The organism is Lysinibacillus cavernae (assembly GCF_009724685.1).
Classification (GTDB): Bacteria; Bacillota; Bacilli; order Bacillales_A; family Planococcaceae; genus Lysinibacillus; species Lysinibacillus cavernae.
Map to the genome: position 1 here is coordinate 474,457 of NZ_WMEF01000001.1, position 22,765 is coordinate 497,221.

21 protein-coding genes and 1 riboswitch are annotated in these 22,765 nt (G+C 38.3%); of the genes, 20 read left to right on the top strand and 1 reads right to left on the bottom strand.

What is annotated here, in order from left to right; all coding sequences use genetic code 11:
• Nucleotides 1-145 precede the first annotated feature (145 nt).
• The 20 genes from GJU32_RS02305 to GJU32_RS02400 all read left to right on the top strand — a co-directional run bounded on the left by GJU32_RS02305 (nt 146) and on the right by GJU32_RS02400 (nt 21,974).
• Complete coding sequence (locus tag GJU32_RS02305) at nt 146-523, top strand: 2-oxoglutarate ferredoxin oxidoreductase subunit beta (RefSeq protein WP_230874901.1); 378 nt, start codon at nt 146-148, stop codon at nt 521-523.
• Between the two features lie 238 nt (nt 524-761).
• The gene (locus GJU32_RS02310) at nt 762-1,850 is read left to right on the top strand and encodes an ABC transporter substrate-binding protein (RefSeq protein WP_155590325.1); all 1,089 of its coding nucleotides are present in this window, start codon (nt 762-764) and stop codon (nt 1,848-1,850) included.
• A complete protein-coding gene (locus GJU32_RS02315) occupies nt 1,840-2,676 on the top strand; it encodes an alkaline phosphatase family protein (protein ID WP_155590326.1) in 837 nt (278 codons plus the stop codon). The genes GJU32_RS02310 and GJU32_RS02315 overlap by 11 nt, the downstream gene beginning before the upstream one ends.
• 72 nt (nt 2,677-2,748) lie before the next feature.
• The gene (locus tag GJU32_RS02320) at nt 2,749-3,594 is read left to right on the top strand and encodes an ABC transporter permease (RefSeq protein WP_196426558.1); all 846 of its coding nucleotides are present in this window, start codon (nt 2,749-2,751) and stop codon (nt 3,592-3,594) included.
• Nucleotides 3,591-4,376 carry an ABC transporter permease gene (locus GJU32_RS02325; RefSeq protein WP_155590327.1) on the top strand — a complete coding sequence of 262 codons (786 nt, stop codon included), beginning with the start codon at nt 3,591-3,593 and terminating at the stop codon, nt 4,374-4,376. The genes GJU32_RS02320 and GJU32_RS02325 overlap by 4 nt, the downstream gene beginning before the upstream one ends.
• On the top strand, nt 4,373-5,377 hold the full coding sequence (locus GJU32_RS02330; RefSeq protein WP_155590328.1) for an ABC transporter ATP-binding protein: 1,005 nt from the start codon (nt 4,373-4,375) through the stop codon (nt 5,375-5,377). Before GJU32_RS02325 ends, GJU32_RS02330 begins: the two co-directional genes overlap by 4 nt.
• Complete coding sequence (locus tag GJU32_RS02335) at nt 5,374-6,156, top strand: DeoR/GlpR family DNA-binding transcription regulator (RefSeq protein ID WP_155590329.1); 783 nt, start codon at nt 5,374-5,376, stop codon at nt 6,154-6,156. Before GJU32_RS02330 ends, GJU32_RS02335 begins: the two co-directional genes overlap by 4 nt.
• Nucleotides 6,156-7,166, top strand: coding sequence for a histidinol phosphate phosphatase domain-containing protein (locus GJU32_RS02340; protein ID WP_155590330.1), 1,011 nt, complete (start codon nt 6,156-6,158; stop codon nt 7,164-7,166). The genes GJU32_RS02335 and GJU32_RS02340 overlap by 1 nt, the downstream gene beginning before the upstream one ends.
• A gap of 307 nt (nt 7,167-7,473) precedes the next feature.
• On the top strand, nt 7,474-8,730 hold the full coding sequence (locus tag GJU32_RS02345; RefSeq protein WP_155590331.1) for a carboxylate--amine ligase: 1,257 nt from the start codon (nt 7,474-7,476) through the stop codon (nt 8,728-8,730).
• Between the two features lie 191 nt (nt 8,731-8,921).
• Nucleotides 8,922-10,466, top strand: a complete 1,545-nt coding sequence (miaB, locus tag GJU32_RS02350) for a tRNA (N6-isopentenyl adenosine(37)-C2)-methylthiotransferase MiaB (RefSeq protein ID WP_155590332.1) — start codon at nt 8,922-8,924, stop codon at nt 10,464-10,466.
• Nucleotides 10,467-10,904, top strand: a complete 438-nt coding sequence (locus tag GJU32_RS02355; RefSeq protein WP_155590333.1) for a YlbF/YmcA family competence regulator — start codon at nt 10,467-10,469, stop codon at nt 10,902-10,904.
• A 134-nt stretch (nt 10,905-11,038) separates the two neighbouring features.
• Nucleotides 11,039-11,692, top strand: a complete 654-nt coding sequence (gene cotE, locus GJU32_RS02360) for an outer spore coat protein CotE (protein WP_230874902.1) — start codon at nt 11,039-11,041, stop codon at nt 11,690-11,692.
• Nucleotides 11,693-11,814: 122 nt separating this feature from the next.
• Nucleotides 11,815-14,385: a DNA mismatch repair protein MutS gene (mutS, locus tag GJU32_RS02365; protein WP_155590334.1), complete on the top strand. Its 2,571-nt coding sequence runs from the start codon at nt 11,815-11,817 to the stop codon at nt 14,383-14,385.
• A 15-nt stretch (nt 14,386-14,400) separates the two neighbouring features.
• Complete coding sequence (gene mutL / locus GJU32_RS02370) at nt 14,401-16,263, top strand: DNA mismatch repair endonuclease MutL (RefSeq protein WP_155590335.1); 1,863 nt, start codon at nt 14,401-14,403, stop codon at nt 16,261-16,263.
• A gap of 18 nt (nt 16,264-16,281) precedes the next feature.
• Nucleotides 16,282-17,775 (top strand): glycerol kinase GlpK, encoded by a 1,494-nt coding sequence (gene glpK, locus GJU32_RS02375; protein ID WP_155590336.1) that lies wholly within the window; start codon nt 16,282-16,284, stop codon nt 17,773-17,775.
• Nucleotides 17,776-17,792: 17 nt separating this feature from the next.
• Complete coding sequence (locus tag GJU32_RS02380; RefSeq protein ID WP_155590337.1) at nt 17,793-19,439, top strand: glycerol-3-phosphate dehydrogenase/oxidase; 1,647 nt, start codon at nt 17,793-17,795, stop codon at nt 19,437-19,439.
• Between the two features lie 3 nt (nt 19,440-19,442).
• The gene (locus GJU32_RS02385) at nt 19,443-20,360 is read left to right on the top strand and encodes an alpha/beta fold hydrolase (RefSeq protein WP_155590338.1); all 918 of its coding nucleotides are present in this window, start codon (nt 19,443-19,445) and stop codon (nt 20,358-20,360) included.
• Nucleotides 20,347-21,249, top strand: coding sequence for a tRNA (adenosine(37)-N6)-dimethylallyltransferase MiaA (gene miaA, locus GJU32_RS02390; protein ID WP_155590339.1), 903 nt, complete (start codon nt 20,347-20,349; stop codon nt 21,247-21,249). Before GJU32_RS02385 ends, miaA begins: the two co-directional genes overlap by 14 nt.
• Nucleotides 21,250-21,346: 97 nt before the next feature.
• Nucleotides 21,347-21,577: an RNA chaperone Hfq gene (gene hfq, locus GJU32_RS02395; RefSeq protein ID WP_155590340.1), complete on the top strand. Its 231-nt coding sequence runs from the start codon at nt 21,347-21,349 to the stop codon at nt 21,575-21,577.
• A gap of 94 nt (nt 21,578-21,671) precedes the next feature.
• The gene (locus tag GJU32_RS02400; RefSeq protein WP_155590341.1) at nt 21,672-21,974 is read left to right on the top strand and encodes a rhodanese-like domain-containing protein; all 303 of its coding nucleotides are present in this window, start codon (nt 21,672-21,674) and stop codon (nt 21,972-21,974) included.
• 45 nt (nt 21,975-22,019) lie between these two features.
• On the opposite strand, the gene GJU32_RS02405 is transcribed toward GJU32_RS02400, so the two are convergent.
• Nucleotides 22,020-22,415 carry a hypothetical protein gene (locus tag GJU32_RS02405; protein WP_155590342.1) on the bottom strand — a complete coding sequence of 132 codons (396 nt, stop codon included), beginning with the start codon at nt 22,413-22,415 and terminating at the stop codon, nt 22,020-22,022.
• A gap of 163 nt (nt 22,416-22,578) precedes the next feature.
• A riboswitch (cobalamin riboswitch) is annotated at nt 22,579-22,753 on the top strand.
• Nucleotides 22,754-22,765 lie beyond the last annotated feature (12 nt).

Here is a 22,765-nt window from a genome sequence, read left to right on the forward strand (position 1 = left end):
AGCGAGTAAAGGTATCGCGTTTCCGCGAGCATTCTATATCCAGTCGCGAGTAAATACACATGTAAAGGCTTCATGTAAAAATAGGAGGGGTCATTACAGGCATTGTTCCTTAAAAAAATGCTACAATAAAAGAAAAAAAGAGGCGATGACCGTGAATAACGTCATTGATTTTATTGCAAAGAAAAAGGAACGTGAAGAAAGAAAACGTGCTCAGGATTTAGAACGTTATGTAGCTACACACTGTAATTTTCAGCAACCTGAAAATATTGATGCTCTTGTAGATGACAAATTAATTGAAGTCAAGGATCATACGTTATTTCTTGGCTTTTTGTCCATTTTAAAGGATGAGCAAATAGAGCCGCTCACTATTTTTCAAGATGTCTTTGCATTAGATCCTTCTCGTTTTGAGATGACTTACAATATGAGATGGTGGTCAGTTGTGCAGCTAGCATTTACATTTTTAACAATTCTAAAGGAAAATGAGCCGCATACATATGCTGATTTCTTAGGTTTCTCCAAATAATCTAAGTATGCGTACGTCCATAAAGCTAACGTGCGCATACAAAACTAGATTTCTCCTCATTTCTAACACGCCTATTTACAATTCTTCTTCATTTAGTATGTACTTCATAGATTTTTATAATTCCTCAATAATTTTTACCAAATATTTTAAAGACCTCCATACTTGCTTAATGTTTGTTTTATAACATTACGAATGTAAGCAAATAAAAATAAACAAAAACAAATGGAGGGTCCAACACATGGCAATTCAAAAGTTATGGAAAAAAGGTTTAATCGGTGCATTAACCATTTCCATGTTGGCAGCTTGTTCTGACAGTTCATCTAGTGCAAATGAGGTAAACAAAGATTTATCGCTTGAAGAAATTACAGAAAAAGCAAAGGAAGAGGGCACTGTTAATTCCGTTGGTATGCCAGATACATGGGCAAATTGGGTGGAAACTTGGGAAGAGCTAGGAACCGAATATACGATTAAACATAAGGATACGGATATGTCGAGTGCGGAGGAGTTAGCAAAGTTTGAAGCAGAGAAAGATGATGCTACAGCAGATATTGGTGATGTGGGAATTGCTTTTGGACCAATTGCCAAAGGCAAGGGACTAACATTACCGTACAAAACTTCTTATTGGGATGACATACCTGATTGGGCTAAAGATGACGAAGGACACTGGATTGTAGGCTATACAGGGACTATTTCATTTTTAACAGATAAAAATAATGTAAAAAATGCCCCGACATCGTGGGAAGATTTGAAAAATGGAGATTACACGGTTAGCATTGGGGATGCATTAACAGCTAACCAAGCGCAGTTTGCTATTTTAGCAGCTGCTATGGCATTTGGCGGTGATGAATCGAATATCAAGCCTGGCATAGATTTTTTTGCTGAATTAGCAAAGCAAGGTCGTTTACAGGGAGATCCATCCGTAGCGAACTTAGAAAAAGGTGAAATTGATGTTGCTATCTTATGGGATTTTAATGCATTAGGCTATCGTCACCAAATAGATGAGAACCGTTTCGATGTAGTGATTCCATCAGAAGGATCTGTTACTTCTGGCTATGCGACAATTATTAATAAGTATGCGAAAAATCCACATGCTGCCATGCTAGCACGTGAATACATTTTATCTGATGCTGGTCAAGAGAATTTAGCAAAAGGCTATGCTCGTCCGATTCGAGATAAGGTGGAACTACCGCAGGAAGTGAAAGATTTACTATTACCAGCAGATATGTATACGAATGCACAGCCCGTAAAAGACCAAAAGAAATGGGAAGAAACAACGAAGCAAATCCCTCAATATTATCAAGAGCAGGTGTTAATCCATGCAAAATAACAAAGTGGTTCTCATTGTCATTGATGCATTGCGCTTTGATACGGCCTGTACACATATGGGGTTCTTACACCATTTAGTCGAACGCCAAGTAGCGGCTCGCTATAAAATTTGTTCAGAGGTTCCTTCATTATCCAGACCTTTATATGAGACGATTTTAACGGGGACACCACCGATTGTGCATGGTGTTACAAGCAATATGACTGTGCGGTTATCGAATCAAACAAGTGTTTTTCACGTCGCGAAAGAACATGGTTTGTCCACTGCCGCCTCCGCCTATTATTGGGTGAGTGAGCTTTATAATAGAGCACCATTTAACTATATGGAAGACAGATTACAGCTCGATACACAATGTCCAATTGAAAATGGTCTGTTTTATTTTGAGGATCATTATCCAGATAGTCATGTGTTTGCAGATGCAGCATGGTTAATGGATAAAAAGCAGCCGGATTTCCTTTATATTCATCCGATGAATGTTGATGATGATGGTCATAAGTTTACGGCGGATTCTGCACAATATCGTAATCGAGTTTTAGCGATGGATGCATTACTATCATTATTTATTCCTAAATGTATGGCACAGGGCTATGAAGTAATTGTTACGGCTGACCATGGCATGACAAGTGATGGCAATCATGGAGGAACAACTCATGAGGATCGTCATGTTCCATTGTTCGTTATTTCAGATTCCGTAAAGGCTGGCATTAAAGAGGGCATTATTTCACAACTACAAATTGCACCGCTGTGCTGTCACTTATTAAATATTGAACCTGCGGATGATATGGTGCCACTTTTGCTAGAAGGTATGTTTGTAGCAAAAGAGGTGTAACTATGAATAGTCGTTCCTTTTAGCATGGAGCGACTATTATCCCCCTTGAACCGCAAGTAACTATAGAAAGAAGTGGTTGTGTTGATATCGAAGCGGCAATCCATAGCCTGGCTTTCGCCTTTTCTGGTACTACTATTATTATTTTTCCTAGTCCCTTTATTGTATATGCTTATTACCAGCTTTCAAAACAGTGAAGGCTTTACACTGACGCAATATGAATCTATCTTTACGAATGATTATATATTACAAGGTTTTAAAAATAGTATTACATTGTCCATGATTTCGGCTGTCATCGCATTAATTGTCACATTGTTCGCTGCTTATGCCATGATGAAGTTTTCTGAGCCAGTTAGGGAGAAAATTTTAATCCTAACAAATTTAACATCTAATTTTTCGGGAATTCCGCTGGCATTTGCTTTTATCGTTTTACTTGGCAATAGTGGTCTATTCACACTGTTATTTGAAAAATGGGACATCGATGTATTGTCATCGTTTTCTCTTTATAGTTGGGGTGGATTATTACTCATTTACATTTACTTTCAATTGCCATTATCGCTCATGCTGTTATACCCCATCTATGATGGCATACAGCAACAGTGGAAGGAAGCAGCAGCACTTCTTGGGGCAACGAGCTGGCAATTTTGGAGGAAGATTGGTTTACCTGTCATGCTACCTGGAATTGTTGGAACTTTTAGTGTATTGTTCGCCAATGCAATGGGGGCGTATGCCTCTGCCTATGCATTGACAAGCAGTAATTATAATTTAGTGGCGATTCGAATTGGTTCATTAATAAAAGGTGACATTTTTGCTCAACCAGAGCTAGCCAGTGCGATTGCGGTCATTTTAGCGGTGACAATGGTGACGGCCATGCTTATAAGTGAGTGGAGCATCTCTAAAACAAGGAGGAAAGTAAAATGAAAAAGCGTGGCTTGGCCGATTTCTTTTTCCTTCTGTTAGTGGGGTATTTACTTTTGCCAGTGCTGGCAACGATGCTCTATGCTTTTGCATCAAAATGGAATAAAACCATCTTACCAGAAGGTCTTACATTAAAATGGCTCTCCACATTGTTTCAAGATACCGATTTTATTCAAGCATTTGGGCGCTCTGTTTTATTAGCAAGTGGAGCTGTTAGTATCGCACTCCTTGTTATTGTGCCAGCCATCTTCGTGATTGTCTTGTATTTTCCTACATACGAAAAATGGATACAGATGGCGGTTGTCATGGTCTATTCTTTCCCAGGAATTATTTTAGCAGTGGGGCTCATTCGTGTTTATAGCCAAATAGGTATACCAATGATTTTAGTTGTTTTAGGAGCCTATGTTGTAGGAATTCTTCCTTACATCTATCAAGGAACACGTAATAGTTTGCGAAATATAGATGCAAGGCAGTTACTTGATGCGGCTCAATTACTGGGTGCCTCTAAAAGACAAGCATTCAAAAAAATTTTACTGCCTACCGTATATCCAGGCTTATTTGCAGGAGCATTGCTCTCCTTCTCTGTACTATTTGGAGAATTTGTCTTGATAAATCTTGTGGTTGGTTCTCGCTTTGAAACAGTTCAAATTTATTTAATGAAAAAGCTAAGCACAAGTGGACATATTGCTAGTGCAGTCGTTTTCATTTATATCGTGCTAATGGGTCTTTTAACATTTGTCATTGCAATAGTAACGAAACGATCGAAAGGTGCTACAAATCTATGAGTTATCTTGTTATTGAAGGGCTTCATAAAAAATATGGACAATCAACGGTTTTAACAAATATTAATATGGACATTCAGAAGGGTGAATTTATCACACTGTTAGGTCCTAGTGGCTGTGGAAAGAGTACCATTTTGCGGATTGTCGCAGGATTAACAGATGCATCGGCTGGTAAGATTACGATTGAAGGAAAAGATATGAGTGGCGTGCAACCAAAGGATCGACAAGTTGGTATGGTCTTCCAATCCTATGCCCTCTTTCCAAATATGACTGTGCAAGAAAATGTTGCCTTTGGTTTGCGCATGCAAAAAGTCAATGCCACTGACATAGAGCAACGTGTTCAAGAAATGCTAGCGCTCGTGCATTTAAGTGAAAAAGCAAATGCATACCCGAAAGAATTATCTGGTGGTCAACAGCAGCGTGTTGCCCTGGCGCGTGCTTTAATTGTTCGCCCAAAAGTGCTTCTATTAGATGAACCGCTTAGTGCGTTAGATGCTCAAATTCGTAAGAAGCTGCAAGCAGATTTACGAGCCATTCAACGTAAATTAAATATGACCATGATTTTAGTAACACATGATCAAGAGGAAGCGATGGCTGTGTCAGACAGAATATTCGTGATGAATAATGGTAGTATTGCCCAAAATGGTACACCAACAGAGATATATACAAGACCTGATAATGAATTTATTGCCAACTTTATAGGGCATTATAATGTCTTTACGCGCCAAGCTTTAGAGCAAATGCTTGGGGTAACGTTGTTGGAGCATTGCTCTAAATTCGCCATTCGACCTGAAGCACTGCATCTCGATCAAAGAGATGGAGATATGTGTATTGCAGGGATAGCAAAACAATCATTAATGAATGGCAATATTATTCGTACTACGTTTGACGGTGAAACCATGTTTACAATGGAACAACTACATCAACAACAAGGATACTCGATTGAAATGGGAAAATCCTATAAGTGTTATGTCGCAAAAGAAGATGTGATTGCACTCTCATGACATACGCAAAAATAGAAAGATTTGAATTTATATTAAAACAATTGGATGTAGAAGGAAAAATTATTGTTGCTAATATTGCTGATGCTCTGCAAGTGGCACCAGAAACAATCCGCCGAGATTTTGATGAATTAGAGCAACAACATTTACTAACAAGAGTTCATGGTGGGGCTATTAACTATACGAACGTTCGCAACGAGCCTGTTTTTTTGCGCAAGCTACAAATGCAAAAAGAGGCAAAGCGTCAAATTGCTCGTATCGCTGCAAAACGTATTTGTGATGGAGACACCATTGCAGTTGATACAGGTACCACAACGGTTCATATAGCAGACTTTTTACTAGCTGTCGATGATATAACGGTTGTGACGAACTCTATTGCAGCAGCGATTCAGTTTAATTTAGCCATCGAAGAAAGACGCATGACAGGCAAGGTAATATTACTAGGAGGTACCGCGAATCCAAAACAATCTTCTGTCGCAGGCGCCATGACTTTAGAAATGCTAGATAATATGAATTTTGATAAAGCATTTTTATCTTGTGGTGGCATTAGTGAGGGCATTGTTTATGATTACGATTTGGATGAATCTCTTATTTCGAAGAAGATGCTAAAGCATAGTAAAGTGAGTTATTTATTAGCCGATGCATCCAAAATAAATGGGAAATCGTTTTTTCAAATCTGTCATCTTGACGAATGTACAGAAATTCTTTGTGAAAGCACTTGTCCATTAGAATGGCAGACTTATGAGGAAAAATGGCAGGTATGTAATGGAGGGAAGAGCTAATGACAATTGATTATCATGTACATTTAGAAGAAGGACCTTATTCATTTCGCTGGCTGGAGCGGACATCACAGGCACTTGAGTTTTTTCATCAGAATGATGCTACAGAAAAAGGTTCAAAAGAACAAATGACACGTCAGTTACAGCGGCTAGCAAATCGAGTGCAAAGTGGCTGTTATAGTGAAGAATGGTTGGATTTATATCTTGAACAGGCAAAGCAACTTGGATTGCGTGAGGTAGGCATTGTTGATCATTTATATCGTTTTAAGGAAACAAGAGCCTATTTCGAGCGCTTTATGAAGTTAGATGATAGTGAAATCGGTCAGATACAACGCTATTGGCTGGATCGTGTTATGACAGAAAATATAGATGTTTTTGTGTCTACGATCCAGCAGGCGAAGGAAAAATGGCATCAACATGGTATTGCCTTGAGGCTCGGTATCGAGGCAGATTATTTTAGCGGTGGGGAGGAGGAACTATCCTTTTTATTAGCTGACTACCCATGGGATTATGTTATCGGTTCTGTCCATTTTGTTGATGGCTGGGGCTTTGATAATCCACAAACACAACACCTTTTTGAGCAAATGGACCAGCCAGCTTTACAACAAAGCTATGAGCAATTTTTTAAGGTTGTTGAGACAATGATTCTTTCCAATATGTTTGATTTTGTTGCCCATTTAGACAACTTTAAAGTATTTAATTATCAGGTAGAGGATCAGGCTTTTCTTGAAGCTTGGTATAAACGTATAGCACAGGCACTGACATCAACACAAACTGCCACTGAAATTAACGCTGGGCTACATTATCGTTACCCTGTAAAGGAAATGTGCCCTGGACCCCGTTTTTTACAAACATTACTTGCACATGGAGTCGCTTTTACAGTATCCTCAGATGCCCATTTTCCTGATGATTTAGGTAAATACACCTTTGCCAATACAGAACTGCTAAAGCGTCATAGTATTCAATCCATTGTCGCCTTTGAACAGCGAGTCAAAAAATTTATAGAATTATAGTTATAGAAAAAAGGCACTAATGTTTCATTGTAGTGCCTTTTATCGTGTTACATAAGTACAAGTTAGCTTGCATACACATGATTAAATTCAATTCGTTTCATTGTTAATAAATAGTAGGGGATCTTTGTGAATCATTTAGCAAAATGTATATCTTCTCAGTCTACACCTTCCCGCTGAAGTAGTCGGAACGGAAATCAATCTAGTTTTGCCAAATAGCCATACTTTTGATTTAAGACCTTGATTTCATCTACAGTTTTCTAACAATATGAAATGATTAAATTCATTTTAAAATGTGAGGCGAGTCAACTTGACGTTAAAAAATGAACAACCTATTTTACCTATTATTATACAATCGGGTCAGCATGCTTACGGAGTAGCTCGCTCTTTTTATGAGGCGTATCGTATAAAAAGCCTTGTCATTGAGCCGGCTATAAAAGTGAGAACTATTCGCTCACTCTTTTTGAGCGGTACGCAAGGGATTGCCACACAAAATAGTGGCATTCTGGATTTTCAATATGTAGAGCATTTAAATGAACCTGCCTATTTTGTACAAGCTTTAATCGGAGTTGCCATGCAGTTCCAACATCAAAAATTGATTTTGTTAGTTTGTGACTGCTACTATGCGGAGCTTATTATTGAAAATAAAGAGGTGCTTGAAAAGTATTTTATTTTACCTTATATCGATCAGGTTTTACTAAAGAAGGTTCAAACGAAGGAAAAATTTTATCAGCTTTGTGATATGTATCAGTTAAAATATCCTAAGACGATGATCTTAACAAAGGAACATCAAGCAACCAGTGAACTCCCATTCCAGTTTCCCATCATCATTAAACCTTCCAATGCAGTGACGTATACGAGCTGTTCATTTCCTGAGAAGAAAAAAATATTTTTAGTTAATGATGCCAACGAGATGCAGCATATCGTGCGTTGTATTTATCGGTCTAGCTATCAAGATGCTTTAATTCTTCAAGAATTTATCCCTGGTGATGATTCTTATATTCGGGTACTAGATGTTTATGTGGGAAGGGATAACAAAGTAAAATTGATGTGTGTAAGCAACAAATTGCTTGAAGATCCATCCCCGCAAAACAAAGGTATTTCTTTAGCTGTTATGACTGATTACGATGAACAGCTAATGGATTCAATACGGTATTTATTAGAGGATATTGGCTATACAGGCTTTGCCAATTTCGATATGAAGTATGATGTCCGGGATGGGGAATATAAGCTATTTGAAATGAATTTGCGATCAGGTGCTTCTAGCTACTATGTGACAGCAAGTGGTCATAATCTAATGCAATATATGGTGGATGATTATTTATTCCATGTCAATCATGAACGAACGTATGTCCAGACTAAGCATTTATGGACACTACTCCCTTCAAAAACTTTATATAAATACATGCAGAATGAAAAATTAAAAATAGAAGCAAAGCGTTTAATTAGAGAGGGCCGATACACCAATGCATTATTTTATAAAGAAGATATGAATATAAAGCGTTGGATGAAGCTGAAATTATATAATTGGTACTTACATGTTAAGTATAGGAAATATTTTAATTAAAATGACGAATAACCGCAATTAGAAGGATAGTACGCCAAAACTGATGGATAACTACTTTCATTAACATGTAATTAAGTCGAAACCACGACATTTGAAGCGCAAACCTTGTAGGAAGTATCAACTATTCAGTATAATAATAAAATGGGAATTCAAGTGCATGGATTTCGTTTGAAAGGAGTTACCTGATTGCGATGAATGAGGAACAACGCTTAGCTAATCAACAGGTCAATCAACCAAAAAAAGAAGACAAGCCTGAAAAGGATTATAGTAAATATTTTGAGAAGGTTTTTACGGCACCTTCCTTAAAAGATGCTAAAAAACGTGGCAAAGAAGATGTGAAGTATCATAAGGATTTTAGCATTGCAGAAGAGTTCGCAGGAATGGGCAAAGATCGCACCTTCTATATTCGTACTTATGGCTGCCAAATGAATGAACATGACACAGAAGTGATGGCTGGGATTTTTATGCAGCTTGGTTATACACCAACAGAAGTGATAGAAGAGGCTGACGTTGTCTTACTGAATACATGTGCCATTCGTGAAAATGCAGAAAATAAGGTATTTGGAGAACTTGGTTTCCTGCTGAAATATAAACGAAAAAACCCTGAGATGCTTATCGGGGTTTGTGGCTGTATGTCGCAAGAGGAATCGGTTGTCAATAAAATTTTAAGAAGCTATCCACATGTAGATATGGTATTTGGAACACATAATATTCACCGTTTGCCAAACATTCTTAAAGAAGCCTACATGTCTAAGGAAATGGTCATTGAAGTTTGGTCTAAAGAAGGCGATGTCATTGAAAATCTGCCGAAAAAACGGCTTGGTGCCATTAAGGCTTGGGTTAATATTATGTATGGTTGCGATAAATTCTGTACGTATTGTATCGTTCCATATACACGTGGTAAAGAACGTAGTAGACGTCCAGAAGAAATCATAGCAGAAGTTCGTGAGCTAGCTGCTGCAGGCTATAAAGAAATTATGCTGCTCGGTCAAAATGTCAACGCTTACGGGAAAGATTTTGAAGATAGCAACTATCGTCTTGGCGATTTAATGGATGAATTAAGAAAGATTGATATTCCACGTATCCGCTTTACAACGAGTCATCCGCGTGATTTCGACGATCATTTAATCGAAGTACTTGCAAAACGTGGAAACTTAGTGGAGCATATTCATTTACCAGTACAATCTGGCTCTAATGATGTCCTGAAAATTATGGCTCGTAAATATACACGTGAGCATTTCCTTGCATTAGTAGATAAAATCAAAGCCGCAATTCCTGAGGTGACGTTAACAACAGATATTATCGTTGGCTATCCGAATGAAACTGAGGAGCAGTTTGAGGAAACATTGTCCTTATACCGTGAAGTTGGTTTTGAGGCAGCGTTTACGTATATTTATTCTCCACGTGAAGGAACACCAGCTGCGAAAATGGTCGACAACGTACCTGAAGAAGTGAAAAAAGAGCGTCTTCAACGTTTAAATGAAGTGGTGGGTGAATACTCACGCAAAGCATTAGAGCGCTTAAATGGTGAGGTTGTCGAAGTATTAGTTGAGGGTACAAGTAAAAGACGCGACGATGTGCTAGCTGGCTATACGCGTAAAAATCGTCTGGTTAACTTTAAAGCACCAGCAGAAGTAATTGGTCAATTAGTAAAAGTTAAAATTATAGAGACTACATCTTATTCACTTACTGGTGAATTTGTGGAAGTCGTAAAAAATGAAAAGGTGGAAGCATAAATGACACAAGTCTTATATACAAAAGAAGATTTAATTAAAAAATCACATGAAATTGCACATATGATTGCGAATACGCCAGAGGTAGAATTTTTCAAAAAGGCAGAAGCACAAATTAATGAAAATCAACAAGTTCGTGAACGAATTGCAAGTCTAAAAAGCTTACAAAAACAAGCAGTTAATTTCCAGCACCTAGGGAAAGAAAAAGCATTAAAAATGATCGAAGATAAAATTGCTAAAATCGAAGAAGAAATTAATGACATTCCAGTTGTTCAACAATTCAAAGAATCACAAGGTGATGTGAATGATTTATTGCAATTAGTATCAAATACAATTGCTAATAATGTAACAAATGAAATTGTCCGCTCAACAGGTGGCGATTTACTTCGTGGTGAAACAGGTTCGTACGTAGAAAATACTCAGCCTGGTAGCTGCTCTTAAAAGATTATAGAAATTAAAGCTCGAATGCTGTCATTCGAGCTTTTTTATGTTTCCTTCTATTGAAGCATTTCAACGCTATAGCAGACATCTCACTATAAAAGTTCTGAACGATACATTTCATTCTCTAAAAATATATGTTCACCCAATGGGCGCCACCTGCATATGATGGAGTGAAAAGAGTCGAAGGAGGAATTGCGCTGAAACGTTTACGACAAATCGTGACGAAAGCAGTAGTTGCCAAAGGGAAGAAGAGAACGGAAGAACATGTAACATTATCACCAACAAATAAACCGACAAGTATTTTAGGATGCTGGGTAATCAATCATACTTGCTCTGCAAAAAGAGTCGGGAAATTTGTAGAAGTAACTGGGAAGTTTGATGTCAATGTGTGGTATGCCTATAGTAATCATTCGAAGACAGCTGTGTTTTCCGAAACGGTTCACTATAAAGACAAAGTGAAGCTTCACTATCGAGAAGGTGAAATTAGCGTTGGTGATGATGTTCGTGTACGTGTGATACAAGAACCAAATTGTATTGAAGCAATCATCTCTCCATGTGGTACGAAATTTGAAATTGTAGTAGAACGTGAAGTGGTTGTTGAAGTAATGGGTGAAACAACAATTTGTATTAGTGTACATCCACTAGACTATGAAGAAGATTGGAGCTTAAATGATGAGAGTTCTTCATCATCGTCATCGAGCTCTAGTTCAAGCTCATCTTCAAGTGCTGATGGAGAAAGCAGGTATGTGTTAGAGTCCTCATCGTTTCCTGATGAACGACCAAGATAGTAAACATCATTTTTTGATACATGCGAAATGCTAGCATCTTAAAAAAGGTGAATGAAGCGTTTCGCATGTATCTTTTGTTATAATAAAAATATCTATTAGGTAAGAGCGAGGTAAATAGTTATATGACAACATATACACCAATGATGCAACAGTATCTACAGGTAAAGGAAGATTACAAAGATGCCTTTTTATTTTTTAGATTAGGTGACTTTTACGAAATGTTTTTTGAGGACGCAATTAATGCCTCACAAATTTTAGAGATTACATTAACGAGCCGTGATGCAGGCGCAAAAGAACGGATACCAATGTGTGGTGTGCCTCATCATTCGGCTAAAAATTATATTGAAACACTTGTGCAAAAAGGCTATAAAGTGGCGATATGTGAACAAACAGAGGATCCGAAGCAAGCAAAAGGTGTAGTCAAGCGTGAAGTGGTTCAGCTCATCACACCAGGAACAATTATGGAAGGTAAGGCACTTGAAGGTAAATCCAACCATTTTATTGGCGCAGCAGAGCAATTGGATGATGAAACATTTGGTTATGCTTATTTAGACTTATCGACAGGTGAAGCAGTGGCTTCTTCTATTGAAGGCGATGGTAAAGCTCTTTTAATGCAAATGCAGGCTTATGGTATTCGTGAGCTTATTGTTACGGATAGTTTGCAGCTACTGTTAGCAGAACATGCTGTCAATGCAGGTATTGTGCTTTCAGTTGAAGCTGATGAAATGGCTATGGACAAAGTAGCAAACTATTTAGAGGCTGTACCGCAACCATTACAAATTCCATGTCTTCGGTTGTTAGCTTATATCAATCAAACACAAATGCGTTCTTTATCACATATTCAAGCATTTACGTTTAATGAAATAAACAATTATTTACGCATTGATTCTAGCTCTAAGCGAAATTTAGAACTTATTCAATCGATTCGTGGCGGCGATCAAAAGGGGACACTTTTATGGCTACTAGATGATACCGTGACAGCGATGGGTGGGCGTAAATTAAAACAATGGCTACATCAGCCGCTTGCTACACGTCTGGCTATTGAAGCTAGATTGGCAATTGTGACAGATTTATTGGAAGCCTATTTTGTGCGAACAGAGCTACAAGCATCGTTAAAACAAGTATATGATTTAGAGCGTTTGGCTGGTCGTGTTGCTTTTGGTAATGTGGGTGGACGTGATTTAGCACAATTGCGTGATTCACTACGTCAGGTGCCGGCTATTCAGCAACAGTTAATGGATACTGATAAAGAAACACTTCAGCAACTAGGTGCAGGACTTGATACATGTACAGATGTTGAGGTTCTCTTAGCAAAAGCGATAACAGATAATCCACCTATTACCATTAAAGAGGGAGACGTCATCCGCGATGGCTACAATGAACGATTAGATGAGCTTCGCTACGCCGCTCGTAATGGTAAAGATTGGATTGCTCAACTCGAACAAGAAGAGCGTATGAAAACAGGCATTAAAAATTTAAAAATTGGCTATAATCGCATTTTTGGTTACTATATTGAAATTACAAAATCGAATATTCATTTAGCGGATTTAACACGCTATGAACGCAAACAAACGCTTGCTAATGCAGAGCGCTATATTACACAGGAACTAAAAGAAAAAGAAGCGTTAATTTTAAATGCTGAGGAAGAAAGTTTAACATTAGAGTACAACCTGTTTGTGGAAATTCGAGATACATTAAAGGCGTTTATTCCACGTGTACAAGCGTTGGCAGCAAGTATTAGTGAGTTAGATGTTTTACTAAGCTTTGCAAGTGTTTCAGAAAAATATCGTTTTACAAAGCCAGAATTCCATGGTGGACGTGCCCTCGAAATTATTGAGGGACGACATCCCGTTGTTGAAAAAATGCTGAATAAGCAAATGTATGTGCCAAATGATTGTGTCTTAGAGGAAAAGAACAATATGATGCTCATTACAGGGCCGAATATGTCTGGTAAAAGTACGTATATGCGCCAAGTTGCATTAATTGTGGTTATGGCACAAATGGGTTGCTATGTACCTGCTGAAAAGGCGAAATTGCCGATTACAGATCAGATTTTCACTCGGATTGGTGCAGCGGATGATTTAGCCGCAGGACAATCCACATTTATGGTAGAGATGCTTGAATCGCAACATGCCATTATGCATGCAACGAAAAATAGCTTAATGCTATTTGATGAAATAGGGCGTGGAACATCGACTTATGATGGCATGAGTCTTGCACAGTCTATGATGGAATATATTCATGACAAAATTGGAGCAAATACGTTGTTTTCTACGCACTATCATGAATTAACAGCACTTGAAAAGGATTTGCCACGATTACAAAATGTGCATGTATCAGCCACTGAAAAAAATGGCATGGTCGTGTTCTTGCATAAGGTAAAAAAAGGAGCTGCTGATAAATCCTATGGTATTCATGTGGCACAGCTTGCGCAATTACCAGAAGAAATTTTAGCAAGAGCCCGTGTTTTATTGGAGAACTTTGAAGCAGGGAAAGAAGTAGTTGCCGAAACACAGGAAATAGCTGAGCAACCAGTACAGATGTCCTTATTTACAGAGGAAGAGCCTATTTCGCCAGCGGAGGCAGAGGTCCTAAAAAAATTAGAGAAAGTGAATATTTTAGGGGCTTCACCAATGCAGGCAATGAATATTTTATATGAGCTACAGCAAGAGTTAATCAACGCTAAAAAGTAAAGGAGTGATACGTTAGTGGGAAACATACAAATTATGGACGAGTGGCTATCCAATAAAATTGCAGCAGGAGAGGTAGTAGAAAGGCCGGCATCTGTAGTCAAAGAGCTAGTGGAAAATGCTATTGATGCTGGGAGTACGTCCATTGATGTTTTTTTACTAGAAGCGGGTCTCACTTCTATTCAAGTAATAGATAATGGTAGCGGTATGGATGAAGAGGATGCATTAATGTCATTCTCTCGCCATGCTACTAGTAAAATTCATCAGGAACATGATTTATTTCGCATTCGTACATTAGGCTTCCGTGGGGAAGCATTAGCCTCCATTGCCTCTGTTTCTAAAATGACACTGATCACATCAAATGGTGAGTCTGGTACGCATTTAGAGCTCGAAGGTGGACATACCATAACAAACAAGCCTGGCCCTTTACGTAAAGGTACAGATTTAACAGTATCACAGTTGTTCTTTAACACACCTGCTCGCTTAAAATATATGAAAACTATTCAAACTGAACTTGGGCATACAATAGACCTGATGAATCGACTCGCACTGAGTAACCCACAAATTGCGTTCAGATTACTGCATAATGGCCAACAATTATTGCACACAAATGGGCGAGGAGATGTACAACAGGTTCTTGCTGCCATTTATGGTGTACATAATGCCAAGAAAATGGTGTCGTTCCAAGGGGAGTCACATGATTATCGAATTTCTGGCTTCGTGTCTTTGCCAGAGGTGACACGTGCTTCAAAAAACTATATGTCCTTATTTGTCAATGGTCGCTGGGTCAAGCATTATTTAGTACAAAAAGCAATTGTTGATGCCTACCATACGTATTTACCCATCGAACGTTTTCCAATTGTTGTTCTTTATATAGAGGGAGATCCATATTTAACAGATGTCAATGTGCATCCTGCGAAACATCAAATTCGTTTAAGTAAAGAGCCTGAGCTTTTGAAATTAATTGAAGAAACCATTCGTGAGAAAATACGGAGCGTAATTCGCGTACCACACATGGAGAAGAAAGAAAAAATCGTCAAACCATCTACTGAGCAATTAAATATTTGGAAACCTGCACCAAAAATAGATGTTGAGAAAATGAACGCTATCGTAGAAAAACTATATGATGTCCAAACCATTCAAGAAAACAATCGAGAAAATACGGTAGAGCGAGAGCCTATACCGACTATTATGGAGGATAGTTGGCAGCCTACACCACCAACAGAGCCTGAAATAGTTGAAGAAGTAACACTTGTTGCGCAACATGATGAATTAGTGGATGAGCCTACTAAGGAACCGTTTCCTGAGTTGGAAGTGGTAGGGCAAATCCATGGCACATATATTGTTGCACAAATGGAAGATGGCTTTTATTTAATTGATCAGCATGCGGCACAAGAACGAATTAAATATGAATTTTTCCGTGAAAAGGTAGGTCAAGTCAATCCACATGAACGTCAGGCATTATTGCTTCCACTAACATTCCACTACGCTGCAGATGAAGCACTTTTATTACGAGAACACATGCATGAGCTAGAAGCTGTAGGGGTATTTTTAGAGGAATTTGGTCAGTCTTCTTTCGTTGTACGTGAGCATCCAAGCTGGTTTCCTCCAGGTGAGGAGCAGGAAATTATTGAAGATTTAATTGAACAGGTGCTGACAACTAAGAAAGCAGATGTCAAAAAATTACGTGAAGCTGCAGCGATTATGATGAGCTGTAAAAAATCCATCAAAGCCAACTATTATTTGACAAAAGAACAAATGGAAATATTGTTGCGAGATTTACGTAATGCAGATAATCCATTTACATGCCCACATGGACGTCCAGTGCTTATTCATTTTACATCGTATGAAGTGGAAAAAATGTTCAAACGGGTAATGTAGTGAAAAGGGGGAACATGAATGGGCGAATTTATTTTAGCAATTGATCAAGGAACGACGAGTTCAAGAGCCATTTTATTTGATAAAAAAGGTGAAATTGTTCATGTAGCACAAAAGGAATTTCAGCAAATTTTTCCGAAGGCTGGCTGGGTAGAGCATAATGCCAATGAAATTTGGGGCTCAATTCTAGCGGTTATTGCGGCCGTATTAACCGAAAGCGGGCATGAAGCTAGTGAGGTCCATGCAATCGGGATTACCAATCAGCGAGAAACGACCGTTGTGTGGGATAAACATACTGGTCAGCCGATTTACAATGCCATTGTCTGGCAATCACGCCAAACACAGGACATTGTGAATGACTTAAAAGAACAAGAATATGGAGAACTTTTTCAACAAAAAACAGGATTACGCCTAGATGCTTATTTTTCAGCTACAAAAATTAAATGGATCTTAGACAATGTAGATGGCGCACGTGCAATGGCCAACAACGGAGATTTATTATTTGGAACGATTGATTCTTGGATTGTTTGGCGATTATCAAAAGGAAAGGCCCATGTTACGGATTATTCAAATGCATCTCGAACATTGCTCTACAACATACATGAATTGCAATGGGATGAGGAGCTTTGCCAGCTATTAGAAATTCCACTGTCAATGCTTCCTGAAGTAAAAAACTCATCAGAGATCTATACAGAAACGGCACCAAGTATTTTCTTCGGTGAAAAAGTTCCGATTGCTGGTATTGCAGGTGATCAGCAGGCCGCACTTTTTGGTCAGACTTGCTTTACAAAGGGCATGGCTAAAAATACTTATGGTACGGGCTGCTTTATGTTATTAAATACAGGACAACAGGCAGTAACCTCTGAAAATGGTTTGCTGACTACTATTGCTTGGGGAATAGATGATAAAGTGACCTATGCATTAGAAGGTAGTGTTTTTGTAGCAGGTTCAGCTATCCAATGGCTAAGGGATGGCCTCCGCATGATTCGAACTGCTGAGGATTCAGAAACCTATGCTAAAAAAGTGAATAATACAGATGGTGTCTACGTTGTCCCTGCCTTCGTTGGACTAGGTACACCGTACTGGGATACAGATGCTCGAGGGGCCATTTTTGGTTTAACACGAGGAACATCTAAAGAACATTTCATCAGAGCAACACTTGAATCATTAGCCTATCAAACAAAGGATGTACTAGATGCAATGGAAGGAGCAGCAGGTACTCCTATTGCCGTACTCCGTGTAGATGGAGGAGTTGTCAATAATCAATTATTAATGCAATTCCAAAGTGATATATTACAGTTACAAATAGAGCTAGCAAAGCTCAATGAATCAACAGCGCTGGGAGCAGCTTATTTAGCAGGGCTTGCCACAAATTTTTGGCCAAATCAAGAGGCCTTGTCTGCATTATGGGTGAGTGGTCAAAACTACCAACCACAGATGGATGGAACACAAGCTGCAGCTCTGTACTCAGGCTGGCAAAAGGCTGTAGAGGCCACAAGAATTTTTAAATTATAGCTATTGGGGGAAAAGGTATGTTTTCATTTGAGCATCGACCTAAAATTTTATATTATCTAGAGCACTATAGTTTTGACGTACTAGTCATTGGTGGAGGTATTACAGGTGCAGGTATTGCGTTAGATGCCGCCTCACGAGGACTTTCTGTTGCATTAATTGAAATGCAGGATTTCTCAGCAGGTACGTCGAGCCGTTCGACAAAGCTTATTCATGGTGGGCTACGTTATTTAAAGCAATTTGATGTTGGCGTTGTAGCGGAAGTAGGACGAGAACGTGAAATTGTTTATGACAATGCTGTTCACGTTACAACACCTGAAAAAATGCTATTACCTTTATATAAAAAGGGCTCACTTGGTCCATTTACAACATCTATGGCATTAAAGGTTTATGACCGCTTGGCAGGTGTCAAAAAAAATGAACGTAGAACGATGTTAAATGCCCAAGAAACTCTAGCATTAGAGCCTTTACTCAATCATGATGGACTTGTCGGTGGTGGCTATTATGTTGAATATCGTACGGATGATGCGCGTCTTACGATTGAAGTATTGAAAAAGGCTGCAGAACATGGGGCTCTTTGTCTCAATTATGCGGAGATGAAGGAATTTATTTACGAAAAGAAAAAGCTTGTTGGGATTAAGGTGAAGGATCATTTAAGTGGTAAAATACTCGACGTACATGCAGCACAAATTGTCAATGCTACAGGCCCTTGGGTAGATGAAGTTCGACAAAAAGATAAAGTAGCAGATAACAAGCAATTACGTCTGACAAAGGGTGTTCATATTGTCCTCAAGCAAAAGGATTTTCCATTAAAGCAAGCTGTTTATTTTGATATTGCTGATGGACGTATGGCTTTTGCTATTCCACGAGATGGCAAAACCTATGTAGGAACAACGGATACGGTCTTTGAGGGTGATCATGTACATCCAGTAGCAACACAGCAAGATGTGGATTATTTAATAGAGGCAGCTAAAAGCGTCTTTCCAACGGCTACAATTACAAGAGAAACGATTGAATCATCTTGGGCAGGAGTACGTCCACTTATTTATGAAAAAGGAAAGGACCCTTCTGAAATTTCAAGGAAAGATGAAATTTGGACTGCTCCAAGTGGTTTAATGACAATAGCAGGTGGAAAACTCACAGGCTATCGTCAAATGGCAGAAACGATTGTAGATAAAATTGTTAAAACTCGTCGCTATAAGCATGCAAGTTCATGTTTAACACGCGAGCTATCACTTTCTGGTGCAAAAGGGATCAATGCTATTAATTTCCCTGACTATATAGCATATAAAGCACGAGAAGGTGTACAATACGGCTTAAATTATGATGAGGCTAAACAACTTGTACAAAAGTATGGAACAAATATTGATGCATTATTTGATCGTGTGAAATATTTACATGAACATGGTAGTACAATGCCTCTTGCCTTGCATGCTATGTTACTGTATGGCATTGAAGCAGAAATGGTCTATACACCGAGCGACTTCTTTATTCGTCGTACTGGCTTGTTATATTTCGATATTGAAGCAGTAAAACTTTATAAGCAACAAGTGGTTCAAGTGATGCAACAGCACTTGAATTATACGGAGGAACAAAAAAATACGTATATTGCTGAACTAGAGCAAGCTATCATCGATGCGACAAATTTTGTGAAAGAAGGGGAATAAGGGATGGAGCGTTATATTCAAATGTCGGATGAACATTTTGTATTCACTCGAACATTAGAGCCAACAACGCCATGTATTGGGCATATTCACATTTTGCATGGTATGGCAGAGCACAGTGGTCGCTATTTAACATTTGCAAAAGCACTCAATGTAGCGGGCTATGTTGTGACGATGCACGATCATCGTGGTCATGGGGAAACAGCCGCCTATAATGGAACTTTAGGCTTTTTTGCTGAAGAGAATGGCTTTGAGCGTGTTGTAAAAGATGCCCATGAAGTGATAACGCAATTACATGCACCGTTCGCGGATGTACCATTCATTCTATTTGGTCACAGTATGGGATCATTCATTACTAGACGCTATATTCAATTGTATGGGGAGCAAGTAGACAATGTTATTCTATGTGGTACTGGAAATGTCACAGCCTTGCATGCAGTTGGAAATATCTTAGCTAAGGCATTAGCTAAGGGGCTCGGTAAAGAGACTGAAAGTAGACTGTTAAATCAACTGAGTTTTGGTAGTTTTAATAAACAGTTTTCGAATCCAAAGACTTCCTTTGACTGGCTATGCTCAGTACAACAAGAGGTTCAAAAATACATTGATGATCCATATTGTGGCTTTATTCCAACAAATCAATTTTTCGTAGATTTAACGACGGGCTTTGCAACGCTTAATCGTAAAAAAGAATTAGTAAAAGTAAGGAAAGATTTGCCAATTCTCTTAATTAGCGGTAGTAAAGATCCGGTTGGTGAGCAGGGGCTAGGCGTTTACTCAGTTGCCGAACAGTTGGTAGAGGTAGGCGTAGAAGATGTAACAGTTTATTTAATTGAGGATAAACGACATGAGATAGTAAATGAAGACAATCAAGAAGCGATTTTTAAAGTTTTATTACGGTGGTTAGAAAAATATGATACAAACTAAACTACAGCAGGTAGAGGTCGTAGCCATTGTGGGACCAACTGCCTCTGGTAAAACAGCTTTAAGCATTGAGCTGGCAAAAAAGTATAATGGTGAAGTCATTAACGGTGACTCCATGCAAATTTATAAAGGGCTAGATATTGGTACGGCTAAAATTACGGAAGAAGAGATGGAGGGCGTGCCTCATCATTTGTTAAGTTTTCTGGAGCCGACAGAATCTTTTTCAGTCGCAGATTATCAAAAGTTAGTGCGAGCAAAAATTGCAGAAATTCAATCTCGTCATAAGCTACCCATTATAGTAGGTGGCTCTGGTCTATATGTACAAGCTGTCCTATATGATTTCCAATTTACTGATGAGAAAGTAGATGAGGCAGCACGTAAAGCCTACTATGATGAATTAGCTAAGCTCGGCCCAGAGGCAATGCACGATAAATTAAAACAACTAGACCCTCGAACAGCGGAGACGATTCATCCTAATAATACACGCCGTGTCATTCGTGCATTAGAAATGCTGGAATTGAGTGGCGTATCCAAAGCAGCTGAAGCACAAAATCGGGGTGAAGTGCCTCTTTATAAGCATGTTGTTTTAGGGTTAGGTCAAAATATGTCACGAGAAGTGCTTTATGACCGCATTAACCGTCGTGTCAATCTGATGATGGAAAATGGTCTTTTAGATGAGGTAAGAGGGTTATGGCAGCAAAATATTCGAGGTGTGCAGTCTATTCAAGCAATTGGTTATAAGGAATTATATGATTATTTTGATGGTAAGTGTTCCCTAGACGAAGCTATTGACAGCTTAAAACAAAATTCACGCCGTTATGCAAAAAGACAACTCACCTATTTCCGTAATAAAATGGATGTCCATTTTATTACAACAGATGAACAATTATAATAATTAAGAAAAATTTCTAAAAATTACTAATTGATAAATTGGTAGAACATGCTACTATAGGAATGAAGAGGTAGAAAGTTAGTAGGGAGGCTATTTGATGAAATCAATCAACTTGCAAGATACGTTCTTGAACCAACTACGTAAAAACAGTGTTTTTGTAACTGTATTTCTGTTAAACGGATTTCAGTTAAAAGGGACTGTGAAATCATATGATAATTTTACAGTTTTATTAATGGATGCTGAAAATAAGCAGCACCTAATCTATAAGCACGCCATTTCTACATTCGTTCCAGCTAAACAAATAGAGTTTTTAGAGACAGAAGTATAAAAGATTGTTAAACAGTCAGTGTTCTCCACACTGGCTGTTTTTTTTGCTACAAGCTATAATGATAGGGAATTTGAAATTTTGGAGGACAATGTTTATGAAAACAATAGAAACAACACAATTATTAGACCTATTAGATGCAAATGAGGACCTATATATTATTGATGTGCGTGAAGAGGATGAAGTAGCGCATGGTATGATTCCTGGCGCTCAACATATGGCACTTGGGACAATCCCTGAACGATTAGAGGAATTGGATGTGGCAAAACCATATATTGTTGTTTGTAAGGCGGGTGCCCGTTCTGCTAATGCCTGCGCCTATTTAGAAGCCCAAGGATTTGACGTAACAAACCTTGAAGGCGGCATGCTTGCTTATGACGGTGAATTAGAATTTAAATAAAACAAGAAAAAAGAAAGAGCATGTACTCTTTCTTTTTTCATATGCTTATTTCGTCAGGGAGTTCATGATGAGGCTAAAATTCTCCTCAAATTGGTTGTAGATACTGACATTTTTTTGTCCCTGAATCTTTGAAGCATAACTAGCAAAGTTTAAACCAGCACCGTATATTTGTAATGCGCCATTCGCAAAATCCCCTTTTTGAAGAAGTTCAATGCCGTCTTTTAAGAAATTTTCACTCTCCTCGAAATGACACTCTGTAATGTATTTATTACCACTATAAAAGAACTTTAAGTTTTCTAGTATTTTGTTCGCTGTTTCTTCACTAATCGAAGCATCGACATTGATTAACAGCTGATTGATCGGTTTTACCAGTTGGGCATAGTGGCTATCATAATTTGCACATGTTTCAGCAATCTCATTTCTTAATTCTTTTGCATTCATCATAACTTCTCCTACCATTTATTTTTGTCCTACTTTACATTATATTGACTTCCAAGCTTATCTAGTATGCTGGTTTCATTTGTTTTTCTTGTATTTCGCAACATTACAAATTATTAAACATTCGAATATTGACATAAAAAACGTACTATCGTAGATTTAAAGTAGTTGAATAAAAGCATTAGGTGCCCATAGGGGAGAATAGGGAATAAAGTGAAAAGCTTTAGCGGACCCGCCACTGTAAAAGGGAATTTCATAGTAAATACCACTAGCAAACGCTGGGAAGGTACTTTGGAATGTTGAACTTGAGCCAGGAGACCTGCCTAATTGCTTTAAGATGATATAGACGATGG

Excerpts from the sequence above, each read along its gene's own strand:
- GJU32_RS02325 (WP_155590327.1), top strand. The coding sequence starts at position 3,591 with ATGAAAAAGCGTGGCTTGGCCGATTTCTTTTTCCTTCTGTTAGTGGGG.
- GJU32_RS02315 (WP_155590326.1), top strand. The coding sequence starts at position 1,840 with ATGCAAAATAACAAAGTGGTTCTCATTGTCATTGATGCATTGCGCTTT.
- GJU32_RS02310 (WP_155590325.1), top strand. The coding sequence starts at position 762 with ATGGCAATTCAAAAGTTATGGAAAAAAGGTTTAATCGGTGCATTAACC.
- GJU32_RS02305 (WP_230874901.1), top strand. The coding sequence starts at position 146 with ATGACCGTGAATAACGTCATTGATTTTATTGCAAAGAAAAAGGAACGT.
- GJU32_RS02330 (WP_155590328.1), top strand. The coding sequence starts at position 4,373 with ATGAGTTATCTTGTTATTGAAGGGCTTCATAAAAAATATGGACAATCA.
- mutS (WP_155590334.1), top strand. The coding sequence starts at position 11,815 with ATGACAACATATACACCAATGATGCAACAGTATCTACAGGTAAAGGAA.
- GJU32_RS02380 (WP_155590337.1), top strand. The coding sequence starts at position 17,793 with ATGTTTTCATTTGAGCATCGACCTAAAATTTTATATTATCTAGAGCAC.
- GJU32_RS02340 (WP_155590330.1), top strand. The coding sequence starts at position 6,156 with ATGACAATTGATTATCATGTACATTTAGAAGAAGGACCTTATTCATTT.
- miaA (WP_155590339.1), top strand. The coding sequence starts at position 20,347 with ATGATACAAACTAAACTACAGCAGGTAGAGGTCGTAGCCATTGTGGGA.
- hfq (WP_155590340.1), top strand. The coding sequence starts at position 21,347 with ATGAAATCAATCAACTTGCAAGATACGTTCTTGAACCAACTACGTAAA.
- glpK (WP_155590336.1), top strand. The coding sequence starts at position 16,282 with ATGGGCGAATTTATTTTAGCAATTGATCAAGGAACGACGAGTTCAAGA.
- miaB (WP_155590332.1), top strand. The coding sequence starts at position 8,922 with ATGAATGAGGAACAACGCTTAGCTAATCAACAGGTCAATCAACCAAAA.
- GJU32_RS02355 (WP_155590333.1), top strand. The coding sequence starts at position 10,467 with ATGACACAAGTCTTATATACAAAAGAAGATTTAATTAAAAAATCACAT.
- cotE (WP_230874902.1), top strand. The coding sequence starts at position 11,039 with ATGTTCACCCAATGGGCGCCACCTGCATATGATGGAGTGAAAAGAGTC.
- GJU32_RS02335 (WP_155590329.1), top strand. The coding sequence starts at position 5,374 with ATGACATACGCAAAAATAGAAAGATTTGAATTTATATTAAAACAATTG.
- GJU32_RS02385 (WP_155590338.1), top strand. The coding sequence starts at position 19,443 with ATGGAGCGTTATATTCAAATGTCGGATGAACATTTTGTATTCACTCGA.
- GJU32_RS02400 (WP_155590341.1), top strand. The coding sequence starts at position 21,672 with ATGAAAACAATAGAAACAACACAATTATTAGACCTATTAGATGCAAAT.
- GJU32_RS02405 (WP_155590342.1), bottom strand. The coding sequence starts at position 22,415 with ATGAATGCAAAAGAATTAAGAAATGAGATTGCTGAAACATGTGCAAAT.